This is a genomic window from Micromonospora sp. NPDC005087 (assembly GCF_042872965.1).
GTDB lineage: Bacteria > Actinomycetota > Actinomycetes > Mycobacteriales > Micromonosporaceae > Micromonospora.
The window spans coordinates 290,164-308,288 of the sequence record NZ_JBIALB010000004.1; the positions used below are offsets into that span (position 1 = coordinate 290,164).

An 18,125-nucleotide genomic window follows, 5' to 3' on the forward strand; every position below is an offset into this window, starting at 1 on the left:
CCGGCTCAGCCCAGCGTGGCGAGGGCGGCGAGCAGCCGGTCCACCTGGGCGGGCGTGCTGCCCAGGCCGATGCTGGCGCGCAGCGCGGTGGGCGGCAGATCCCGCCGGCCGGTGCGCCCCGCCGCCTCGGTGAGCAGCCGCCGCGCCAGCGGGTGGGCGCAGAACAGCCCGTCCCGTACGCCGATCCGGTGGTCCGCGGCCAGCCGCGCGGCCACCTCGGCCGAGTCCCACCCGGCGACCACGAACGAGACGATGCCGACGCGGGGCGCGTCCGGGCCGAAGGTGCGCAGCTCCACCACGTGCGGCAGGGCGGCGATGCCGGTCCGCAGCCGGGTCAGCAACGCCTGCTCGCTGGCGGCCAGCGTCGCCTGGTCCGCCCCGGCCAGCGCCGCGCACACCGCGGCCAGCGCCACCGCACCGAGCAGGTTCGGCGTGCCGCCCTCGTGCCGGGCCGGGCCGGTCGCCCAGGTCACGTCGTGCGTGGCCGGCCCGACGTGGCTGGTGGCGCCGCCGCCGGCCAGGTACGGCGGAGCGGCGTCCAGCCAGTCCGCCCGGCCGACCAGCACGCCCGCGCCGAACGGCGCGTACAGCTTGTGGCCGGAGACGGCCAGGTAGTCCACGTCGAGCGCGAGAAGGTCGACCGGTGCGTGCGGGGCGAGCTGTGCGGCGTCGAGGACGATCCGTGCCCCATGCCGGTGGGCGACCCGGGCGAGCTCGGCGACCGGCCAGCGCTCGCCGGTCACGTTGCTCGCCCCGGTCACCGCGACCAGCACCGGCAGCGCCGGGTTGCTGTCCCGGCGCAGCTCGGCGAGGGCGGCGGCGAGGGCGCGTACCGCCTCGGCGGGCTCGGTGGGCACCGGCAGCCGTACCGAGCCACGCGGCCAGGGCAGCAGGTTGGCGTGGTGCTCTCCGGCGAAGGTGACCACCGTCGTGCCGGCGGGCACCGCCCGCGCCAGCAGGTTCAGCGCATCCGTGGTGTTGCGGGTGAAGATCACGTGGTCGTCGGCGCGGGCGCCGAAGAAGTCGCCCACCGTCTGCCGGGCCCGCTCGTAGGCCAGCGTGCAGCGCCGGGACAGCGCTCCCGCGCCCCGGTGCACGCTCGCGTACCAGGGCAGCAGCTCGGACACCGCGTCGGCGGCGGCCCGCGCACACGGCGCGGTGGCCGCGTAGTCGAGGTTGATCTCGCCCGGTACGCCGAGCACGTCGAGCGGCCGCGACGGGGCCGGCGCGGGCGTGCTGCCGGACCGGGTGGGCAGCGAGGGTACGAGGGTGACGGACACGCCGGAACCTCCGGGGTCAGGGACCCCGGGTGCGATGTCGGGACGGGGTCCGCGCTTGCCCAGCACACCGATCGGGCTGGGCCCGGTCATCACCCGGGGCACCCCACCGCGAACTCGACGAGGGTTGCCGGCCAGCAAGCCGGGGCTTGACGCTGGCGCTCGTGACCTGCCGGCAGCATAGCGGCTGCCGATGGGCCCGGACCAGCCGGCGGCGGATGGCTACGCTGACCGCATGGCCGACACCCCGCCCGGTGCACCCCTGCCGTCGCCGCCCGCGCCCGCAGCCCCGTCCGCCGGCGCGGCGCCCCGGATGCCGCTGCGCCGACTGGGGTGGCGGCGGTTCCTGGTGCTGGCGGGGGTGGTGCTGTTCATCGCGGGGTGCGCGGTGTTCATGGTCTTCACGCTCGGCCAGTCGCTCGGCGTACGGGCGCTGCTGATCGGGGTGGTCGCCGCCATCCTGCCGGTGCCGGTGCTGGTCGCCTGCTTCCTCTGGCTCGACCGATACGAGCCGGAGCCGCTGAAGTACCTGATCTTCTGTTTCGCCTGGGGGGCGTTCGTCTCCACCGCCGCATCGCTCACCGTGAATGAGTTCGCCGCCGCGCGGTTCGCCGACTGGGGGCTGCCGTCCGCGCTCACCGGTGTGCTGGTGGCGCCGTTCATCGAGGAGCTGACCAAGGCCCTCGGCCCGATCCTGCTGCTGGTGTTCCGTCGCCGGGAGTGGTCCGGGATCACCGACGGCCTGGTCTACTGCGGGCTCTCCGCGGTCGGCTTCGCCATGGTGGAGAACATCCTCTACCTGGGCGGGTACGGCTATGCGGCCGGCGCCGACCGGTACGGCCCGGCGACCGGCACTCAACAGGTCATCGCCATCTTCATCGTCCGGATCCTGCTGTTCGGGTTCGCCCATCCGCTGTTCACCTCGATGACCGGTGTGGGGCTCGGTGTCGCGGCCCGTACCGCCGACCGGCGCGTGCGGGTGCTCGCCCCGGTCGCGGGTCTGCTGCTGGCGATGATGCTGCACGGCACCTGGAACCTGCTGCCGACGCTCACCCAGGCCACCGGGGAGGCGGTGATCATGCTGTACGGCTTCCTGGGCCTGATGGTGCCGATCTTCTTCGGCATGGTGGGGCTGGCGGTGTGGCTGCGCGCGTGGGAGGGACGGCTCACCGAGCGCACGTTGCCGGATTACGTGCGCGCCGGCTGGCTGAGCCCACCCGAGGTGGCCGCGCTGAGCAGCCTCGGTCGCCGGCACGCGGCCCGCAGTTGGGCGCGTCGGGTGGCGGGGGACGCCGGGGTGCGGGCGATGCGTGGGTACCAGTTCGCCGCCACCCGGCTGGCCCTGCTGCGCGACGGGTCGCTGCGCGGCCTGGATCGCAAGCCCGCTGACCGGGAACGGACGGCCACCGAGGAGCGGGAGCTGCTGGAGGCGATCAGCGCGTACCGGTCGTTCTTCGTGGGGCGGGACCCGCAGGCCCCGACCGGAGTCTGGGACGGCAGTCGCTACCACCTGCGCTTCCCGGACGGCTCGCAGCGTCCGGTGGCCGCGCCGGAGGAGCCGGTGGTGCCGATCCCGGTGGTGCTGGCCGCGCCGCCGCCTCCGCTGGGGTATGCCCCGCCCGGCTGGTACGGCCCCCCACCGGCGGGGTCCTGGCCGTCCGGTCACCAGTGACGGCTGGCGGCCGGCTCAGGTCATCATGGTGGTGAGGAAGTCGCCGAGCCCCTGGGCCATCGCCACCAGCGCGGCCCCGATCGCCTTGAACATCTGCGCCGCGCCGTCCGGCCGGAACGCCATGAAGTAGATCAGGAACGCGACGCTGCCCCAGGCCAGCAGCTTCTTCACGAATACCGGCATCGTCCCTCCCCAGGGCCACGGTCGCCGGATGGCTTCCCGTAGCGGGGCCCGGCAAACGGCGTGGTGGCCGGGGAGGCGCGTCAGAGGTAGAGGCCGGTGGAGTCGTTCTCGATCCGTTCGGCGGCCACGGCGTGTACGTCCCGCTCCCGCAGCAGCACGTACCCGCGGCCGTGCAGCTCGACCTCGGAGCGGTCGTCCGGGTCGAAGAGCACCCGGTCGCCGGAGACGATGGCGCGGACGTTCGGCCCCACCCCGACGGCGGTGGCCCAGGCGAGGCGCTTGCCGACCGCGGCGGTCGCCGGGATGACGATGCCGGCGGTGGAGCGGCGCTCGCCCTCGCTGCCTTCCATCCGCACCAGCACGCGGTCGTGCAGGAGGCGGATCGGCAGGCCGGCGTCGAGATCCTGGTCGGCGGTCACGCCGCAGACGCTACCGTGTCGCCGACGGCCGGCCCGACGGTGGTTACGCCCGAGGCGACCGGGGCAATGTGTGGCGGAACTACCCTATGGTGTCGGGAGCGGACGTAAGCTGTCCGGCCTGTCGTTGTGGGCCGACCGGTTCTCTGCCAGGAGGTGCGCTTGAGCCGCTTCGAGCGGGTACGCGGGCGGCTCCGCCGCGCCTACCAGTCGGGACGGGAGTCGGTTCGCGGCGATCGGAGCGCGTCGAGCGACCGCGCGGAGCCTCGGGTGGCGTCCCCCGCCGTGCCCGGGCCGGCCGCGCCGCCGTCGGCCACGGTCGTCGGCGCGGAACCCCCGACGGACGTGCACAGCTCGACCGCCAGCCGCGACGACGCGGACGTCCCGCACGGGCTGCGGATCGCCGCCGCCTGGTGCTGGCGGCTGATCGTGATCGGGCTGGTGGCCTGGGCGCTGCTCCGGATCGTCGGCACCATCAAGATAGTGATCATCCCGCTGGCCATCGCCCTGCTGCTCTCGGCGTTGCTCGCACCGGCGGTGGGCTGGCTGCTGCGGGCGCGGCTGCCCCGGTCGCTGGCGACGGCGGTGGTGCTGGTCGGCGGCCTGGCGGGAGTGATCGGCACGCTGACCCTGGTGGTCAACGAGTTCATCAAGGGGGCGCCGGAGCTGAGCGAGAAGTCCTCGCAGGGCGTCCGGCAGATCCAGAACTGGCTGAAGACAGGTCCGCTGCACCTCTCCGACACCCAGCTCAACCGCTACATCGACGAGGCGCAGGATTGGATCAACTCCAACACCTCGGATCTCACCAGCGGGGCGCTGAGCACCGCGGCGACGCTGGCCGAGGTGCTGACCGGCACGCTGCTGGTGCTCTTCGCGACGTTCTTCTTCCTGCGCGACGGCAACCGGATCTGGCGCTTCCTGGTCCGGCTGCTGCCGGTGGCCGCCCGCTGGAAGGTCGATGACGCCGGCCGCGCCTCCTGGCACACGCTCGGCGCCTACGTCCGGGCGACCGTGCTGGTGGCCTTCATCGACGCGGTGGGCATCGGCATCTTCCTGGTCATCTTCGACGTCCCGTTCGCCTTCCCGCTGGCCGCGCTGGTCTTCCTCGGCGCGTTCATCCCGATCGTCGGCGCGGCGCTCTCCGGTGGCGTGGCGGTGCTGGTGGCGCTCGTCGACAGCGGCCCGGTCACCGCGTTGATCATCCTGGGCGCGGTGATCGGCGTGCAGCAGGTGGAGGGGCACGTCCTCCAGCCGCTGATCATGGGCCGGGCGGTGGCCATCCACCCGCTCGCGGTGATCATCGGTATCGCCGCCGGGGTGGTGCTCGCCGGGATCACCGGTGCGCTGGTGTCCGTGCCGCTGATCGCGGTGCTGAACACCGCGATCCGCCGGCTGGCCGCCCGGACGGTCCCGGACACCCCGCCCGACGCCGTCGTCGTCGCCGCGCAGGCTCCCTGACGCGGCGCGGGCGGTCAGGAGCCGGCGAGACGTTGCAGCGCGCCGCGGGCCACCTCAGGACGGGTCGTGTACCAGAACGGCGGCAGCGAGCGACGCAGGAACGGCCCGTAGCCGCGGGCGGTCTCCAACCGGGAGTCGAGCACCGCGACCACCCCCCGGTCACCGGTCGCCCGGATCAATCGACCCACCCCCTGCGCCAGCCGGACCGCCGCGATCGGCACGCTGACCGCCGCGAAACCCGAGCCGCCGCCCGCGTCCACGGCTGCCGCGCGCGCCGCCGCCAGCGGCTCGTCCGGCCGCGGAAAGGGCAGCCGGTCGATGACCACGAGCTGACAGGCGTCGCCCGGCACGTCCACCCCCTGCCAGAGCGACATCACCCCGAACAGGCAGCTGGAACGCTCCTCGCGGAACCGGCGGACCAGCAGCGGCAGCGCCTCCTCGCCCTGCAGCAGCACCGGCAGGTCGGTCCGCGCGCGCAGCAGCTCCGCCGCCTGCTGCGCGGCCCGCCGGGAGGAGAAGAGCCCGAGAGTACGACCACCGAGCGCCTCGACCAGCGCGAGCAGCTCCTCCCCGGCCGCCTCGGGAAGCCCGGAGACGCTGGGCCGGGGCAGGTGCGAAGCGACGTACAGGATGCCCTGCCGGGCGTAGTCGAACGGCGACCCCACATCCAGCGACCGCCAGCCCGGACCCTCCGTCGCCGGCACGACGGCGCCGGGTGCGGCGTCTCCGGCCAGCCGGCGGCCGGGCGTCTCGGCCGCCGGACGGCCCGGGCCGGTGCGGGCGGCCAGCGCGGCGGCGGCCGGGGACGGCGGTGCGGGCGGCGGCGCGTCCAGCCCGAGAGCGCGGGCCACCGTGTCGAACCGGCCGCCCAGCGCCAGGGTGGCGGAGGTGGCGACCACGGTGCGCTCGTCGTACAGGTGGGTGGCCAGGGTGCCGGCCACCGACAGCGGCGCGACCACCAGCGCCCGCCGGCTGCCGCTGTCGTTCTTCTCCACCCAGGCCACGTCGTGATCGGCCTCCTCCAGCAGCCGCTGCGCGGTCGTGGAGAGCTCGTCCAGCACCGCCTTGGCCTGCTGCTTGCGAACCGGGTCGGGATCGTCAGACTTGACGTCGCCGATCGCGTCCAGCGCGGCGCGGGTGGCCGCGTCGAGCAGCGTGCACGCCTCCCGCAGCGGCGTCGGCAGCCCGGCGGTGAGGCGCCCGGCGGGCGCCTCGGCCAGCCCGACCGCGAGGGCGTCACCGGCCGCGGTGAGCGCCTCGGCGGTCTCCGGCCGCAGCAGCGGGCGGGCCCGCCGGGTGGACCGGTCGATCAACTCCGGCACCAACTCCGCCTGGGCCGCGGAGGAGACCCGGTCGGCCAGCTCGTGTGCCTCGTCCACGATCAGCAGCTTGTGCGGCGGCACGATGTGCCGGTCGGCCAGCATGTCGACGGCGAGCAGGCTGTGGTTGGTCACCACGATGTCGGCCTCGCGGGCCCGGGCCCGGGACGCCTCGGCGAAGCACTCCGCCCCGAACGGGCACCGGGTCGCCCCGACGCACTCCCGGGCCGGCATCGACACCAACCGCCAGGCCTGGTCGTCGACGCCCGGGTCCAGTTCGTCCCGGTCGCCGGTGGCGGTCTTCTCGGCCCAGTCGCGCAGCCGCTCGATCTGCTTGCCCATCCGGCCCGCCTCGCCGAGCCACTTCGTGCCGCCGCCGCCCGGGCGGGTGGCCGGGGCGTCGAAGAGAGTGTCCTCCGGCTCCTCGGCGGTGGAGTTGTCCAGCCGGGCCAGGCAGAGGTAGTGGTGGCGGCCCTTGAGCACCGCGAAGGTGGGCCGGCGGCCGAGGAGCGGCTCGACCGCGTCGGCCATCCGGGGCAGGTCGTGGTCGACCAGCTGGGACTGCAACGCCAGGGTGGCGGTGGAGACCACCACCGGGCCGTCCACGGTGAGCGCCGGCGCGAGGTAGGCCAGCGACTTGCCGGTGCCGGTGCCCGCCTGGACGAGCAGGTGCTCGCCGCTGGTCACGCACTCCTCGATCGCGGTGGTCATCTCCTGCTGGCCGGGGCGTGCCGCGCCGCCGGGCACCGCGCCGACCGCCGCCGCGAGCAGCTCCGCCCCGCTGGGTCGGTTGCCCCGTCGCCGGCTCCCGGCACGGGCCGAGGGGGCGGCGGAACCGGTGGCGGTGCGGGGCGGAGTCACCGTGCGACGGTACCCGTCGCGGCCGACACGGGCTGAGCCCATCCGTCCGCGTGGCGCGGCGCCGATCGGTCCGTCGGCTCGTCCGGCAGCGTCCGGTTACGGCCGCGCTACGACCCGTGGGCAGTATCGGTTAGGGTGCGAATCATGCCGAGCGACGTGGTCCGAGTGATCTACCGCAAGTACGACGGCAGCGCCCACCGTGACTACCCGGCCCGCCGGCTCGCCGAGGACGACCTCGGCATCTGGCTCGGCGTGCCGGCCGGCACCGAGTCGGTCTACCACGGCCGCCCGTCGGTGGAGAAGATCCCGTTCGTCCTGCTGGTGCCGCACCACGCGTGGTGGACGGGGATGTTCAACCCGCCACCGCGGACCAGCGAGGTCTACTGCGACATCGCCACCCCTGCCCACTGGGAGTCCGACGACGTCGTCCACCTGATCGACCTGGACCTGGACGTGGTCCGCCGCCGCGCCACCGGTCTGGTGGAGCTGCTCGACGAGGACGAGTTCGCTGAGCACCGGGCCCTTTACGGCTACCCGGAGGACGTGGTGGTCGAGGCCGAGGCGGCGGCCCGCTGGCTGTTCGGCGCGCTCGGCGACGGCAGCGAGCCGTTCGCCACCTCGTACCGCAAGTGGCTGGCCCTGGTGGTCTGAGCCCGCGCGGGCGCTCGACCGGCCGGCTCACCAACGCGGCGGCCACCGGTCGTCGTCGCCCAACGGTGGCAGGTCGGTCAGCTTCTCCGGGTTGAGCTGGTTGAACACGCCGGTGATCCGGCCCTCGTGCACGGCGAGGGCGGTGACCATGCGGAGCGGCCGGCCGTCGCTGTACACCGTCTCCCACTGGAGGCCGAGCACGCCGTCCACCAGCACCGGCCGGGCCAGCACCTGTTGGGTGTACCGCCCGGCCCGGCCGAACAGGCCGAGCGTGAAGCGACCCACCGCCTCGGCGCCGACCACCGGCCGACGGGCCGCCGGGAAGTGCCCACCGGAGTCGCCGACGAAGACGACGTCCGGCGCGAGGAGGCGGAGCAGCGGGTCCAGCTCGCCGGACTCGGTGGCGGCGACGAACGCTTTGAGCACCCGCCGCTGCTCGGCCGGGTCGGCGGTGTGCCGGGGCACGTCCGGTGCGGTGACCGCCCGGCGGGCGCGGGAGGCGAGCTGCCGGGCGGCCACCTCGGTGGTGCCGAGCACGTCGGCGACCCCGGCGAACGGCACCGCGAACACGTCGTGCAGCACGAGGGCGACCCGCTGCTCCGGCGCGAGCCGTTCCAGCACCACCAGCAGCGCCGTACCGACCTGGTCGGTACGTACCGCCCGCTCCGCGGGGTCGGGGGCGTAGCCGTCGGTCGGCGCCGCGGCGCCCACCTGGCTCACCACCGGCTCCGGCAGCCACTGCCCGGGGTACGCCTCCCGCCGGACCCGGGCCGAGCGGAGCACGTCCAGGCAGATCCGGGCGCAGGTGGTGGTCAGCCACGCGGACAGCTCGCGGATCTCGGCGCGGGCCGCCGGGTCGGCGAGCGCCCCCGCGTAGCGCAGCCACGTCTCCTGCACCGCGTCCTCGGCCTCGCTGCGGCTGCCCAACATCCGGTGGGCCACCGCGAGCAGCCGGCCACGCTCGGCCTCGAACTCCGTCGCCAGGTCCCGCACGACCCACCACCCTCCCCGTTCGGCGCGCCTTCCCGGCGTACATCCTCCCGCCAACAGGACGCGCCGGAGGCCCCGAATGTGACAGCCCAGCGGGGTGGGGCGGCGCTCGGCGGGCGGTTGGTCGGCGGGTGGGCGATGATCCGAGTATGAGCGCACCCCAGGAAGCGCAGATCGTGGCGCCCGCCGGCGGCCAGGTGCGGGAGTTGCTGCGGGTCGCCGCACCGGTGGATCTCGCGGAGATCGACCCCCGGTCCACGCCCGGACTGCCGGGGGCGGAGGTGACCGGAGAGCACCGCAAGGCCTGGGCCCGCGCGCAGGTGGAGCTGGTCGGCGGTGAGCTGGGCCAGCAGCAGGAGATGCTCTTCGCGATGGCCAAGGCCGACCCGGACCGGCCGACGCGCCGGGTGCTGCTGGTGCTCCAGGCGATGGACTGCGGCGGCAAGGACGGCACGATCAAGCGGGTGGCCGGCGCGATGAACCCGCTGGGCCTGCACATCCGCTCGTTCGGGCCGCCCACCGCGCAGGAGCTGCGGCACGACTTCCTGTGGCGCATCCGCCGGGAACTGCCGCCGCCGGGGTACGTCGGGATGTTCAACCGGTCGCACTACGAGGACGTGCTGATCGCCCGGGTCGGCTCGCTGGTGCCGGAGGCCACCTGGCGGGCCCGCTACGACGAGATCAACTCCTTCGAGCGGGACCTGGTCGAGGACGGCGTGACCCTGGTCAAGGTGCTGCTGCACATCTCGTACGCCGAGCAGGGCGAGCGGCTGCTGGAGCGGCTCACCGACCCCCGCAAGCACTGGAAGTACAACCCCTCGGACGTCGACTCCCGGGCCCGTTGGAACGACTACCAGGCCGCGTACGCCGAGGCCCTGAGCCGGTGCGGCACGGACGCCGCGCCGTGGTTCGTGGTGCCGGCGGACCGCAAGTGGTACCGGGACTGGGCGGTGGCCCACCTGCTGAGGGAGACGTTCGACACCCTCGATCTGGGGTATCCGCCTGCCGATTTCGACGTCGCCCGCGAGCGCGAACGGTTGCGTGCTGGGGGAGTGGTGGCGGATGGGACGGCCGAGATGAACAGCAGGTGAACGACCGGTGAATGAGGCCTGACCAGGGGTGGGCCGACGAATTCGCGGTTCTGGCGTTTCCTAGCATTCACCGAGCGGGCGCCCGCGCGTACCGCACCCCTTCCACCGACGCGACGAGGTCTGTGCTGTGAAGTTTTCCTTCCGCCCCACCGAGGGCGCCTTCTACGAGCTCTTCACCAGGGCCGCGCAGAACCTGGTCCGGGGCACCGAGCTGCTGAACGAGCTGGCCCTGCCCGGCGTCGACGTGCAGTCGGTCAGCGAGCGGCTGACCGAGGTCGAGCACGACAGCGACCAGATCACCCACGAGCTGTACAAGAAGATCAACTCAACCTTCATCACGCCGTTCGACCGGGAGGACATCTACCGGCTCGGCTCGCTGCTCGACGACGTGATGGACCACCTGGAGGCGGTCGGCGACCTGCTCTACCTGTACGGGCTGACCGAGCTTCCGGCGCTGCCGCGCGAGCTGCACGAGATGGTGAACGTGCTCGACCAGCAGGCCAAGTTGACCGCCGAGGCGATGCCCCGGCTGAAGTCGATGAAGGACCTTGAGGACTACTGGATCGAGTGCAACCGGCTGGAGAACGAGGGCGACCGGATCAACCGGCAGTTGCTCGTCCGCCTCTTCTCCGGCGAGTACGACGCGTTGACGGTGCTGAAGATGAAGGAGGTGGCCGACGAGCTGGAGGCCGCCTGCGACGCCTTCGAGCACGTGGCCAACACCGTCGAGACCATCGCGGTCAAGGAGTCCTGAGCCAGTGACTCCCGAACTCATCGCCGTGCTGGCGGTGATCGCGGTCGCCCTGGCGTTCGACTACACCAACGGCTTCCACGACGCCGCGAACGCGATCGCGACCAGCGTCTCGACCCGGGCGCTGACACCCAGGATCGCCCTGTTGCTCGCCGCCGTCGGCAACTTCGTCGGGGCCCACTTCGGCGCCGGGGTCGCCAAGACCGTCGGTGACGGCCTGGTCACCCTGCCAACCGGGGTGGCCAGCCTCGGGGTGGTCTTCGCCGGGGTTCTCGGCGCCATCGCCTGGAACCTGATCACCTGGTACTTCGGCCTGCCCTCGTCGTCCTCGCACGCGCTCTTCGGCGGCCTGGTCGGCGCGACCCTGCTGTCCACCGGCGGCGTCGTGCAGTGGGTCACCATCGGCGAGAAGATCCTCCTGCCGATGGTGCTGTCGCCGATCGTCGGCCTCACCCTCGGCTACCTGCTGATGCTGGCCATCCTCTGGCTGTTCCGGAAGGGGCAGCCGGGCAAGCTCAACCGGGGCTTCCGCTGGGCGCAGACGGCCTCGGCGGCGGCCATGTCGGTTGGCCACGGTATGCAGGACGCCGCGAAGACCATGGGCATCGTGGTGCTGGCGCTCTACACCGGCGGCTTCCAGGACGACAAGACGCACATCCCCGGCTGGGTGTTCTGGACCTCGGCGACAATGCTGGCCCTGGGCACGTACGCCGGCGGCTGGCGGATCATCCGCACGCTCGGACGCAAGATCATCGACCTCGGTCCGCCGGAGGGCTTCGCCGCCGAGACGGTGGCCAGCGCGGTGCTCTACTTCAACGCACTGGTGCTGAAGGCGCCGATCTCCACCACCCACACGATCACCTCGGCGATCATGGGTGTGGGCGCGACCAAGCGGCTCTCCGCGGTCCGCTGGAACGTCGCCGGCAACATCGTGATCGCCTGGATCATCACGTTCCCGGCCGCCGCGCTCATCGCCTGCGTGTCGTACCTGCTGGTCCGCCCGCTCTTCGGCTGATCAAGTAAAAGGAGGGGCCCCTTCTCAACGAAGGGGCCCCTCCTTTCATCACAGGTAGCGCACGCCGATCTGCTCGCGTACGGCGTCCAGCAGGGCCATCACCTCGAGGGTGGTGGTGTGCGGCACCAGCGGGCTCTCGGTCAACCCGGCCGCCAGGCAGCGCTGCACCTCGATCGCCTCGTACTGGTAGCCGTTGCCGGCGGTGTCGGCGGTGATCGTCTCCGGCTCGGCGCCGTCCCGCCACAGGGTCAGCGAACCCGGCCGGAAGAACGGCTCCGGCAGGTCGATCCGGCCGGTGCTGCCGGTGATCGAGGCGGACTGCCCGCTGGAGCCGACCATGCCGCAGCTCAGGGTGGCCAGCGCGCCGGTGTCGTAGCCGAACAGGATGCCGGTGTTCTCGTCCACCCCCTCCGGGCCGAGCTTCGCCCAGGACCGGATGTGCTGCGGCGTGCCGAGCAGCAGGTGGGCCAGGCTGACCGGGTAGATCCCCAGGTCGAGCAGGGCGCCTCCGCCCAGCGCCAGGGCCCGCATCCGGTGCTCGGGTGGGAAGGGCCCGGACACCCCGAAGTCGGCCCGGACGCTGCTCACCGTGCCGATCGCGCCCTCCGCGATCAGCTCGGCAGCTTGCATGACCAACGGGTTGGTCCGCATCCACATGGCCTCCATCAGGAAGACCCCGGCGGCGCGGGCGGTGTCCACGAGTTCGGTGCTGCTGGCCAGGTCGAGAGTGAACGGCTTCTCCAGGAGCACCGCCCGCCCGGCCGTCAGGCAGGTCATCGCCGCCTCGTAGTGCGCGGCGTGCGGGGTGGCCACGTAGATCACGTCGACCTCCGGGTCGGCGGCCAGCTCCACCCAGGAGGCGTAGGCGCGCTTCGCGCCGTGCTTGTCGGCGAAGCGCTGCGCGCTGTCCGCGGCGCGGGAGCCGACCGCGACCAGTTCGGCGTCCGGCACCAGCCGGAGGTCTTCGGCGAAACGGCTGGCGATGTGGCCGGTGGCCAGGATGCCCCAACGAGTCATGTCGGCACGCTAGCCGAGCCGGGTGAACGACCGGGCGCCCGGCAGCCGCCGGCTCATCCGTCGGGACCCTGGTGCACGTCCCGGTCGGCTCGTCCGCTCCGGCCGGCCGCCCCTGCGCGTCCCCCTTTGCTCTGCTTACGCGGGCGCGACAGTTACCGATCACTTCTGTTGCGTGGGCTGAAGCAGAGCAAAGGGCGGTCCGGGTGGCGCCGACCGGCACACCGGCCGGGCCGGGGCGGCCGGGCAGGCCCTAGGCTCGCGACATGACGATCGACAGTGACGGTTTCGCCGCCCCGGCCGCCCTGGTCGAGCACGCGCGGCGGTTCCAGGCCGAGGGCGGCATCCCGGCGGTGCCCCGGGTCGCGGCCACCGTGTTGCTGCTGCGTCCGACCGGCGCCGACTTCGAGGTGTACGTCATCCGTCGGGTCGCCGCGATGACCTTCGGCGGGATGTACGCCTTCCCCGGCGGTGGCGTGGACCGCTCCGACTCCGCCGCACACCTGGACTGGGCCGGCCCAACGCCGAGTGAGTGGGCGGGGCGGCTCGGGGTTGCCCCGGACGCCGCCCAAGCGGTGGTCTGCGCCGCCGCCCGGGAGGTCTTCGAGGAGTCCGGCGTGCTGCTCGCCGGCCCGGACCCGGCGACCGTGGTGGGTGACGTCAGCGGTGACGACTGGGAGGCGGCCCGGCAGGACCTGGAGGGGCGCCGGCTGGGCTTCGCCGCGCTGCTCGCCGACCGGCGCCTGACGCTGCGTTCGGACCTGCTGCTGCCGTGGAGCCGGTGGATCACGCCGGAGTTCGAGCCGCGACGCTTCGACACGTACTTCTTCGTCGCCCTGCTGCCGGCCGGGCAGCGGACCCGGGACGTCTCCGGGGAGGCCGACCACACGCTGTGGATCCGGCCGGCGGACGCGCTGGCCCGGGCCGAGGCGGGTGAGCTGACCATGCTGCCGCCGACCCTCGTCACGCTGGCCCAGGTGGCGGCCGCCGGCGACCTGGCCGGGGTTGCCCAGGCGGCGGCCGACCGGGACGCCGCCACCCCGATCACCCCGCGAATGGACTTCCCGGCCGACGGCGAGCCCCGCTTCGTGCTCGGCTGAACCACCCGGGGTACGCCGAGGGGCGCCGGTCAGGTCGACCGACGCCCCACGCAGAGCGGGAACCAGCGGCTCAGCCGAAGCGGCCGGTGATGTAGTCCTCGGTCTTCTTCACGCTCGGGTTGCTGAAGATCTTCTGGGTGTTGTCGTACTCGATCAGCCGGCCCGGGTCGCCGGTCTTCTCGATGGAGAAGAAGGCGGTCCGGTCCGACACCCGAGCGGCCTGCTGCATGTTGTGCGTCACGATGATGATCGTGAACTTGTCCTTGAGCTGGAACATCAGGTCCTCGATGGCCAGCGTGGAGATCGGGTCCAGGGCCGAGCAGGGCTCGTCCATCAACACGACCTGCGGCTCGACCGCGATGGTCCGGGCGATGCAGAGCCGCTGCTGCTGACCGCCGGAGAGGCCCGCGCCGGGCTTGCCCAGCCGGTCCTTGACCTCGTCCCACAGGTTCGCCGAGCGCAGCGCCTTTTCGGCCGCGTCCTCCAGGATCGACTTGCGGCGGACGCCGTTGAGCTTCAGCCCGGCCACCACGTTCTCGAAGATGCTCATGGTGGGGAACGGGTTCGGCCGCTGGAAGACCATGCCGATCGTGCGCCGGACCGCGGTGACGTCCACGTCCCGGTCGTAGATGTCCTGGTCGTCGATTGTCAGGCTGCCCTCGACCCGGGCTCCCGGCAGCACCTCGTGCATCCGGTTGATCGACCGCAGGAAGGTGGACTTGCCGCAGCCGGACGGGCCGATCAGGGCGGTGACCGTCTTCGGCTCGACGGTCAGGTTGATGTTCTCGATGGCCTTGAAGGCACCGTAGTAGGCGGTGACGTTCGAGGCTTCGATGCGCTTGGCCATGGTGGTACCTCCGGGGTTCATCGGCTGAGCCGGTTTCGGCGGGCCAGCAGCTTCGCCGCGATCGTCAGGATCAGCACGAGGGCGACCAGGGTGAGTGCCGCGGTCCACGCCCGTGCCGGCGCGTACCTCGACGCATCACCGGCCTGCTGGTAGACGAAGAGGGACAGCGACGACTGGTTGTTCTCGAAGGGGTTGGTGTTGATCGCGGCGCCACCGCCGGCGACCAGCAGCACCGGCGCGGTCTCGCCGGCCGCACGGGCGATGGCGAGCATGACGCCGGTGACGATGCCGGGCAGCGCCGTCGGCAGGACCACCCGCAGGATGGTCTTCCACTTGGGTACGCCGAGCGCGTAGGCACCCTCGCGCAGCGGCGCCGGGACGAGGCGGAGCATCTCCTCGGTGGACCGGACGATGGTGGGCAGCATCAGCACGCTCAGCGCGAGCGCGGCGGCGAAGCCGGAGAAGCTCGGCCGACCGTCGTTGAACCAAGGCGACACGACGAGCACCCAGAACGCCAGCACGAAGAGGCCGGAGACGATCGACGGGATGCCGGTCATGACGTCCACGAAGAACCGGATCGCGAAGGCGAACTTGCCCCGGCCGTACTCGACGATGTAGATGGCGCAGAGGATGCCGAGCGGCACGGTGATCAGGGTGGCGATGCCGACCTGCTCCAGCGTGCCGACGATCGCGTGGTAGGCGCCGCCGTTGGCGTCGCGGGCCCCGATGTTGTTCATCGAGGTCTGGAAGAAGTTGGCGTCCAGCCGATCGGCGCCCTTGCTGACCAGCGTCCACACCACGGACACGAGCGGCAGGACCGCCAGCACGAACGCGGAGTGGATCAGCGCGCTCCAGGTGCGGTTGCGGGCCGAGCGGCGCCCCTCGACCGCGTTGGCCGCGGCGAAGAGCCCGATCAGGTAGAGCACCGCGCCGAGGGCGACCACGAGGACCGGGCCGCCGATGTCGGTGCCGTAGACGATCACGGTGGAGAGCGCCAGGGCCGCAACGGCGATTGCCGGTGCGGCGTACCAGGGCAGCCGCCGGGCCCGCAGCGAGGCGGGCTGGGCCGCCGGGCGGGTGCGGTGGGAGGTGACGGTGGTGGTCATGCGGCCGACTCCGTGAACTCCCGGCGGCGGTAGATGATCGCCCGCGCCGTGATGTTGACGATCAGCGTGATGGTGAACAGCACCAGGCCGGAGGCGATGAGCGCGCCGCGGCCGGTCTCGTTCGCCTCGCCGAACGCGTTGGCGATGTTGGCGGCGATGGTGTTGCCGCCGTTCTGGATCAGGTTGAACGAGATGCCGAAGGTGATGCCGAGGGTCAGCGCCAGGGCGATGGTCTCGCCGAGCGCCCGGCCGAGGCCGAGCATCACCGCGGCGATGATGCCGGGGCGGCCGTAGGGCAGCACCGCGGTGCGGAGCATCTCCCAGCGGGTGGCGCCCAGGGCGAGGGCGGCCTCCTCGTTCGCGGTCGGCGTCTGGAGGAACACCTCGCGGGAGAGCGAGGTGATGATCGGCAGCACCATGATCGCGAGCACCAGGGCGCCCAGCATGATCGACTTACCGAACGGGCCGTCACCGCCGAAGATCGGGATCCAGCCGAAGTACTCGTTCAGCCAGACCGAGAAGTCCCGGACCGGGTTGATGAAGATGTCCCGCCCCCAGAGACCGAAGACCACACTCGGCACGGCGGCGAGCAGGTCGACCAGGAAGCCGAGCGCGGTGCCCAGCCGGCGCGGCGCGTAGTGCGAGAGGTAGAGCGCGATGCCCAGCGCCACCGGCACTGCCATGAGCAGCGCCAGCGCCGAGCTGAGCACGGTGCCGAAGGCGAGCGTGCCGATGCCGAACTTGGGCTGCGTCTCGTTGGGGGACCAGCCCTCGTAGGACCAGAAGTTCTCGGTGTTGGCGCGCAGGGCCGGCACCGCCTTGGCGATCAGGAAGATCGCAATGGCGGCGATGATGACCAGAACGGCGGTGCCGGCGGCCAGGGTGAGACCGCGGAAGGCCCGCTCGGCGCCGAATTTCCGGCTGCGCGGAAGCGCGCCGCCGCCGCCCAGCCCGGCGCCGCCCGGGGAACGGGTGCTGACTGGTGCCTCGGCCACACGCGCCGAGGCACCGGCGGGCCACTCGTGACTCTGGGTCACGCGCGTCCCGCCGGTGCCGGCGTCGGCCGAGCGGTGAGGGGTTTCACCCATCTGCTCGCTCGATTCGGTTGCGGAGGTGGTGGGGTCGGGTCAGGAGAGGTTCTCGACCGCGGTCTCGACCTTGGTGCGGACCGTCTCCGGCAGCGGGGCGTAGCCCAGGTCGGTCAGCGAGTTCTGGCCCTCGGCGCTGGCGGCGTAGCCCAGCAGACCCTTGACCAGCTTCAGCTTGTCGGCCGCGAGGCCCTTGCTGCAGACGATCTCGTACGTCGCCAGGACGATCGGGTAGGCCCCGGCCTCCTTGGTGTTGTAGTCGATCGACAGCTTGAGGTCGTCGCCCTGGCCCTCGACCTTGGCACCGGCGATGGTCTTGCCAGCCGCCTCGGCGGTCAGCGCGGCGAACTCACCGTTGCCGTTGCCGATCTTGGACATCTTCAGGCCGGCGTTCTCAGCGAACGACCACTCCATGTAGCCGATGGAGCCGTCGGCGCCCTTTACTGAGCTGGCCACGCCGTCCGAGCCCTTGGCGCCGGTACCGCCCGGGGCCTTCCACGCCTTGGCCTTGCCCAGGGTCCAGTCGGCCTCGGCGGTCTTAGACAGGAAGTTGGTGAAGTTGTCGGTGGTGCCCGACTCGTCCGAGCGGTGGACGGTCTGGATGGTGGTCGCCGGGAGCGTGGCACCCGGGTTGTCGGCCTTGATCGCCGCGTCGTCCCACTTGGTCACCTTGCCGGCGAAGATCTTCGCCAGGGTGGCCGGCTTGAGCTGGAGGTTGTCCACGCCGCTGACGTTGTAGGCGATGGCCACCGGGCCGATCACCATCGGCAGGTGGATGGCCTTGCCACCGACGCACTTGGCGTCCGCCTGCGGCTGCTCCTCCGGCTTGAGCGCGGAGTCGGAGCCGGCGAAGTCGGCGGTCCCGGCGATGAACGCCTGGATGCCGGCGCCCGAGCCGGTCGGCTCGTAGTTGATCGTGGTGCCCTGGCACTTCTGCTGGTACGCCTTGATCCACTCGGCCATGGCGTTCTTCTGCGCCGACGAGCCCTGGGCGTTCAGCGTTCCGGTAGCGCAGTCGACCGCGGCGGCCGAGCCCGAAGCGCTGGCGCCGGAGGCGGGCTCGTTGTTGTCCGAGCCGCATGCACTGAGGCCGAGCGTCGCGGCAAGAGCGAGGCAGGCAATAGTGCCGTACCGCTGGAGCTTCACCTGAGGGGTTTCCCTTCGCGTCTGACTTGGCGCCCCGATCCCGGGGCCCGAGGACCGGCACTGACCGGCTGACACGAAAGTTAGAAGTGCCAGGTAGCCGGTTCGCCGGTCGCAAGTGAACGCAAGGTGAACACGTACGG

The 18,125-nt window shown here is 72.4% G+C and carries 17 protein-coding genes and 1 riboswitch; of the genes, 7 read left to right on the top strand and 10 right to left on the bottom strand.

The window, feature by feature from the left end; genetic code table 11:
• Window positions 1-5: 5 nt before the first annotated feature.
• Window positions 6-1,256, bottom strand: a complete 1,251-nt coding sequence (locus tag ACFYPS_RS12425) for an aminotransferase class V-fold PLP-dependent enzyme (RefSeq protein WP_387324639.1) — start codon at window positions 1,254-1,256, stop codon at window positions 6-8.
• Window positions 1,257-1,326: 70 nt separating this feature from the next.
• Window positions 1,327-1,447: riboswitch (SAM riboswitch) on the bottom strand.
• A gap of 23 nt (window positions 1,448-1,470) precedes the next feature.
• Between ACFYPS_RS12425 and ACFYPS_RS12430 the strand changes: the two genes are divergently transcribed.
• Window positions 1,471-2,949: a PrsW family intramembrane metalloprotease gene (locus tag ACFYPS_RS12430; protein WP_387324404.1), complete on the top strand. Its 1,479-nt coding sequence runs from the start codon at window positions 1,471-1,473 to the stop codon at window positions 2,947-2,949.
• A gap of 15 nt (window positions 2,950-2,964) precedes the next feature.
• Here ACFYPS_RS12430 and ACFYPS_RS12435 read toward each other — a convergent pair whose 3' ends face one another.
• Entirely contained in the window at window positions 2,965-3,132 is a 168-nt protein-coding gene (locus tag ACFYPS_RS12435) for a hypothetical protein (RefSeq protein WP_354963556.1), read from the bottom strand.
• Between the two features lie 80 nt (window positions 3,133-3,212).
• The gene (locus tag ACFYPS_RS12440; protein WP_089018760.1) at window positions 3,213-3,551 is read right to left on the bottom strand and encodes a co-chaperone GroES; all 339 of its coding nucleotides are present in this window, start codon (window positions 3,549-3,551) and stop codon (window positions 3,213-3,215) included.
• Between the two features lie 267 nt (window positions 3,552-3,818).
• On the opposite strand from ACFYPS_RS12440, the gene ACFYPS_RS12445 reads away from it, so the two are divergent.
• Entirely contained in the window at window positions 3,819-5,006 is a 1,188-nt protein-coding gene (locus tag ACFYPS_RS12445; RefSeq protein WP_387324408.1) for an AI-2E family transporter, read from the top strand.
• Window positions 5,007-5,020: 14 nt separating this feature from the next.
• Here the strand turns inward: ACFYPS_RS12445 and ACFYPS_RS12450 are convergent, their stop codons facing one another.
• On the bottom strand, window positions 5,021-7,228 hold the full coding sequence (locus ACFYPS_RS12450) for an ATP-dependent DNA helicase (protein ID WP_387324410.1): 2,208 nt from the start codon (window positions 7,226-7,228) through the stop codon (window positions 5,021-5,023).
• Between the two features lie 102 nt (window positions 7,229-7,330).
• On the opposite strand from ACFYPS_RS12450, the gene ACFYPS_RS12455 reads away from it, so the two are divergent.
• Window positions 7,331-7,837, top strand: a complete 507-nt coding sequence (locus ACFYPS_RS12455; protein WP_354963559.1) for a DUF402 domain-containing protein — start codon at window positions 7,331-7,333, stop codon at window positions 7,835-7,837.
• 27 nt (window positions 7,838-7,864) lie between these two features.
• Here ACFYPS_RS12455 and sigJ read toward each other — a convergent pair whose 3' ends face one another.
• Window positions 7,865-8,830 carry an RNA polymerase sigma factor SigJ gene (gene sigJ / locus ACFYPS_RS12460; protein ID WP_354963560.1) on the bottom strand — a complete coding sequence of 322 codons (966 nt, stop codon included), beginning with the start codon at window positions 8,828-8,830 and terminating at the stop codon, window positions 7,865-7,867.
• Between the two features lie 146 nt (window positions 8,831-8,976).
• Between sigJ and ACFYPS_RS12465 the strand changes: the two genes are divergently transcribed.
• The 3 genes from ACFYPS_RS12465 to ACFYPS_RS12475 all read left to right on the top strand — a co-directional run bounded on the left by ACFYPS_RS12465 (window position 8,977) and on the right by ACFYPS_RS12475 (window position 11,684).
• Entirely contained in the window at window positions 8,977-9,918 is a 942-nt protein-coding gene (locus ACFYPS_RS12465) for a PPK2 family polyphosphate kinase (RefSeq protein WP_354963561.1), read from the top strand.
• A 127-nt stretch (window positions 9,919-10,045) separates the two neighbouring features.
• A complete protein-coding gene (locus tag ACFYPS_RS12470) occupies window positions 10,046-10,672 on the top strand; it encodes a DUF47 domain-containing protein (protein ID WP_074314917.1) in 627 nt (208 codons plus the stop codon).
• A 4-nt stretch (window positions 10,673-10,676) separates the two neighbouring features.
• A complete protein-coding gene (locus ACFYPS_RS12475) occupies window positions 10,677-11,684 on the top strand; it encodes an inorganic phosphate transporter (protein ID WP_354963562.1) in 1,008 nt (335 codons plus the stop codon).
• Window positions 11,685-11,732: 48 nt separating this feature from the next.
• Here ACFYPS_RS12475 and ACFYPS_RS12480 read toward each other — a convergent pair whose 3' ends face one another.
• Entirely contained in the window at window positions 11,733-12,701 is a 969-nt protein-coding gene (locus ACFYPS_RS12480; RefSeq protein WP_387324415.1) for a Gfo/Idh/MocA family protein, read from the bottom strand.
• A 263-nt stretch (window positions 12,702-12,964) separates the two neighbouring features.
• Between ACFYPS_RS12480 and ACFYPS_RS12485 the strand changes: the two genes are divergently transcribed.
• Entirely contained in the window at window positions 12,965-13,798 is an 834-nt protein-coding gene (locus tag ACFYPS_RS12485; RefSeq protein ID WP_354963564.1) for an NUDIX hydrolase, read from the top strand.
• Between the two features lie 70 nt (window positions 13,799-13,868).
• Here the strand turns inward: ACFYPS_RS12485 and pstB are convergent, their stop codons facing one another.
• Genes pstB through pstS form a run of 4 tightly spaced genes read right to left on the bottom strand, consistent with a single transcriptional unit; the run spans window position 13,869 to window position 17,985 of the window.
• The gene (pstB, locus tag ACFYPS_RS12490) at window positions 13,869-14,645 is read right to left on the bottom strand and encodes a phosphate ABC transporter ATP-binding protein PstB (RefSeq protein WP_089018767.1); all 777 of its coding nucleotides are present in this window, start codon (window positions 14,643-14,645) and stop codon (window positions 13,869-13,871) included.
• Between the two features lie 17 nt (window positions 14,646-14,662).
• Window positions 14,663-15,751: a phosphate ABC transporter permease PstA gene (pstA, locus tag ACFYPS_RS12495; protein ID WP_387324419.1), complete on the bottom strand. Its 1,089-nt coding sequence runs from the start codon at window positions 15,749-15,751 to the stop codon at window positions 14,663-14,665.
• Entirely contained in the window at window positions 15,748-16,839 is a 1,092-nt protein-coding gene (gene pstC, locus ACFYPS_RS12500; protein ID WP_074314909.1) for a phosphate ABC transporter permease subunit PstC, read from the bottom strand. The genes pstA and pstC overlap by 4 nt, the downstream gene beginning before the upstream one ends.
• A gap of 39 nt (window positions 16,840-16,878) precedes the next feature.
• Window positions 16,879-17,985: a phosphate ABC transporter substrate-binding protein PstS gene (pstS, locus tag ACFYPS_RS12505; protein WP_387324423.1), complete on the bottom strand. Its 1,107-nt coding sequence runs from the start codon at window positions 17,983-17,985 to the stop codon at window positions 16,879-16,881.
• Window positions 17,986-18,125 lie beyond the last annotated feature (140 nt).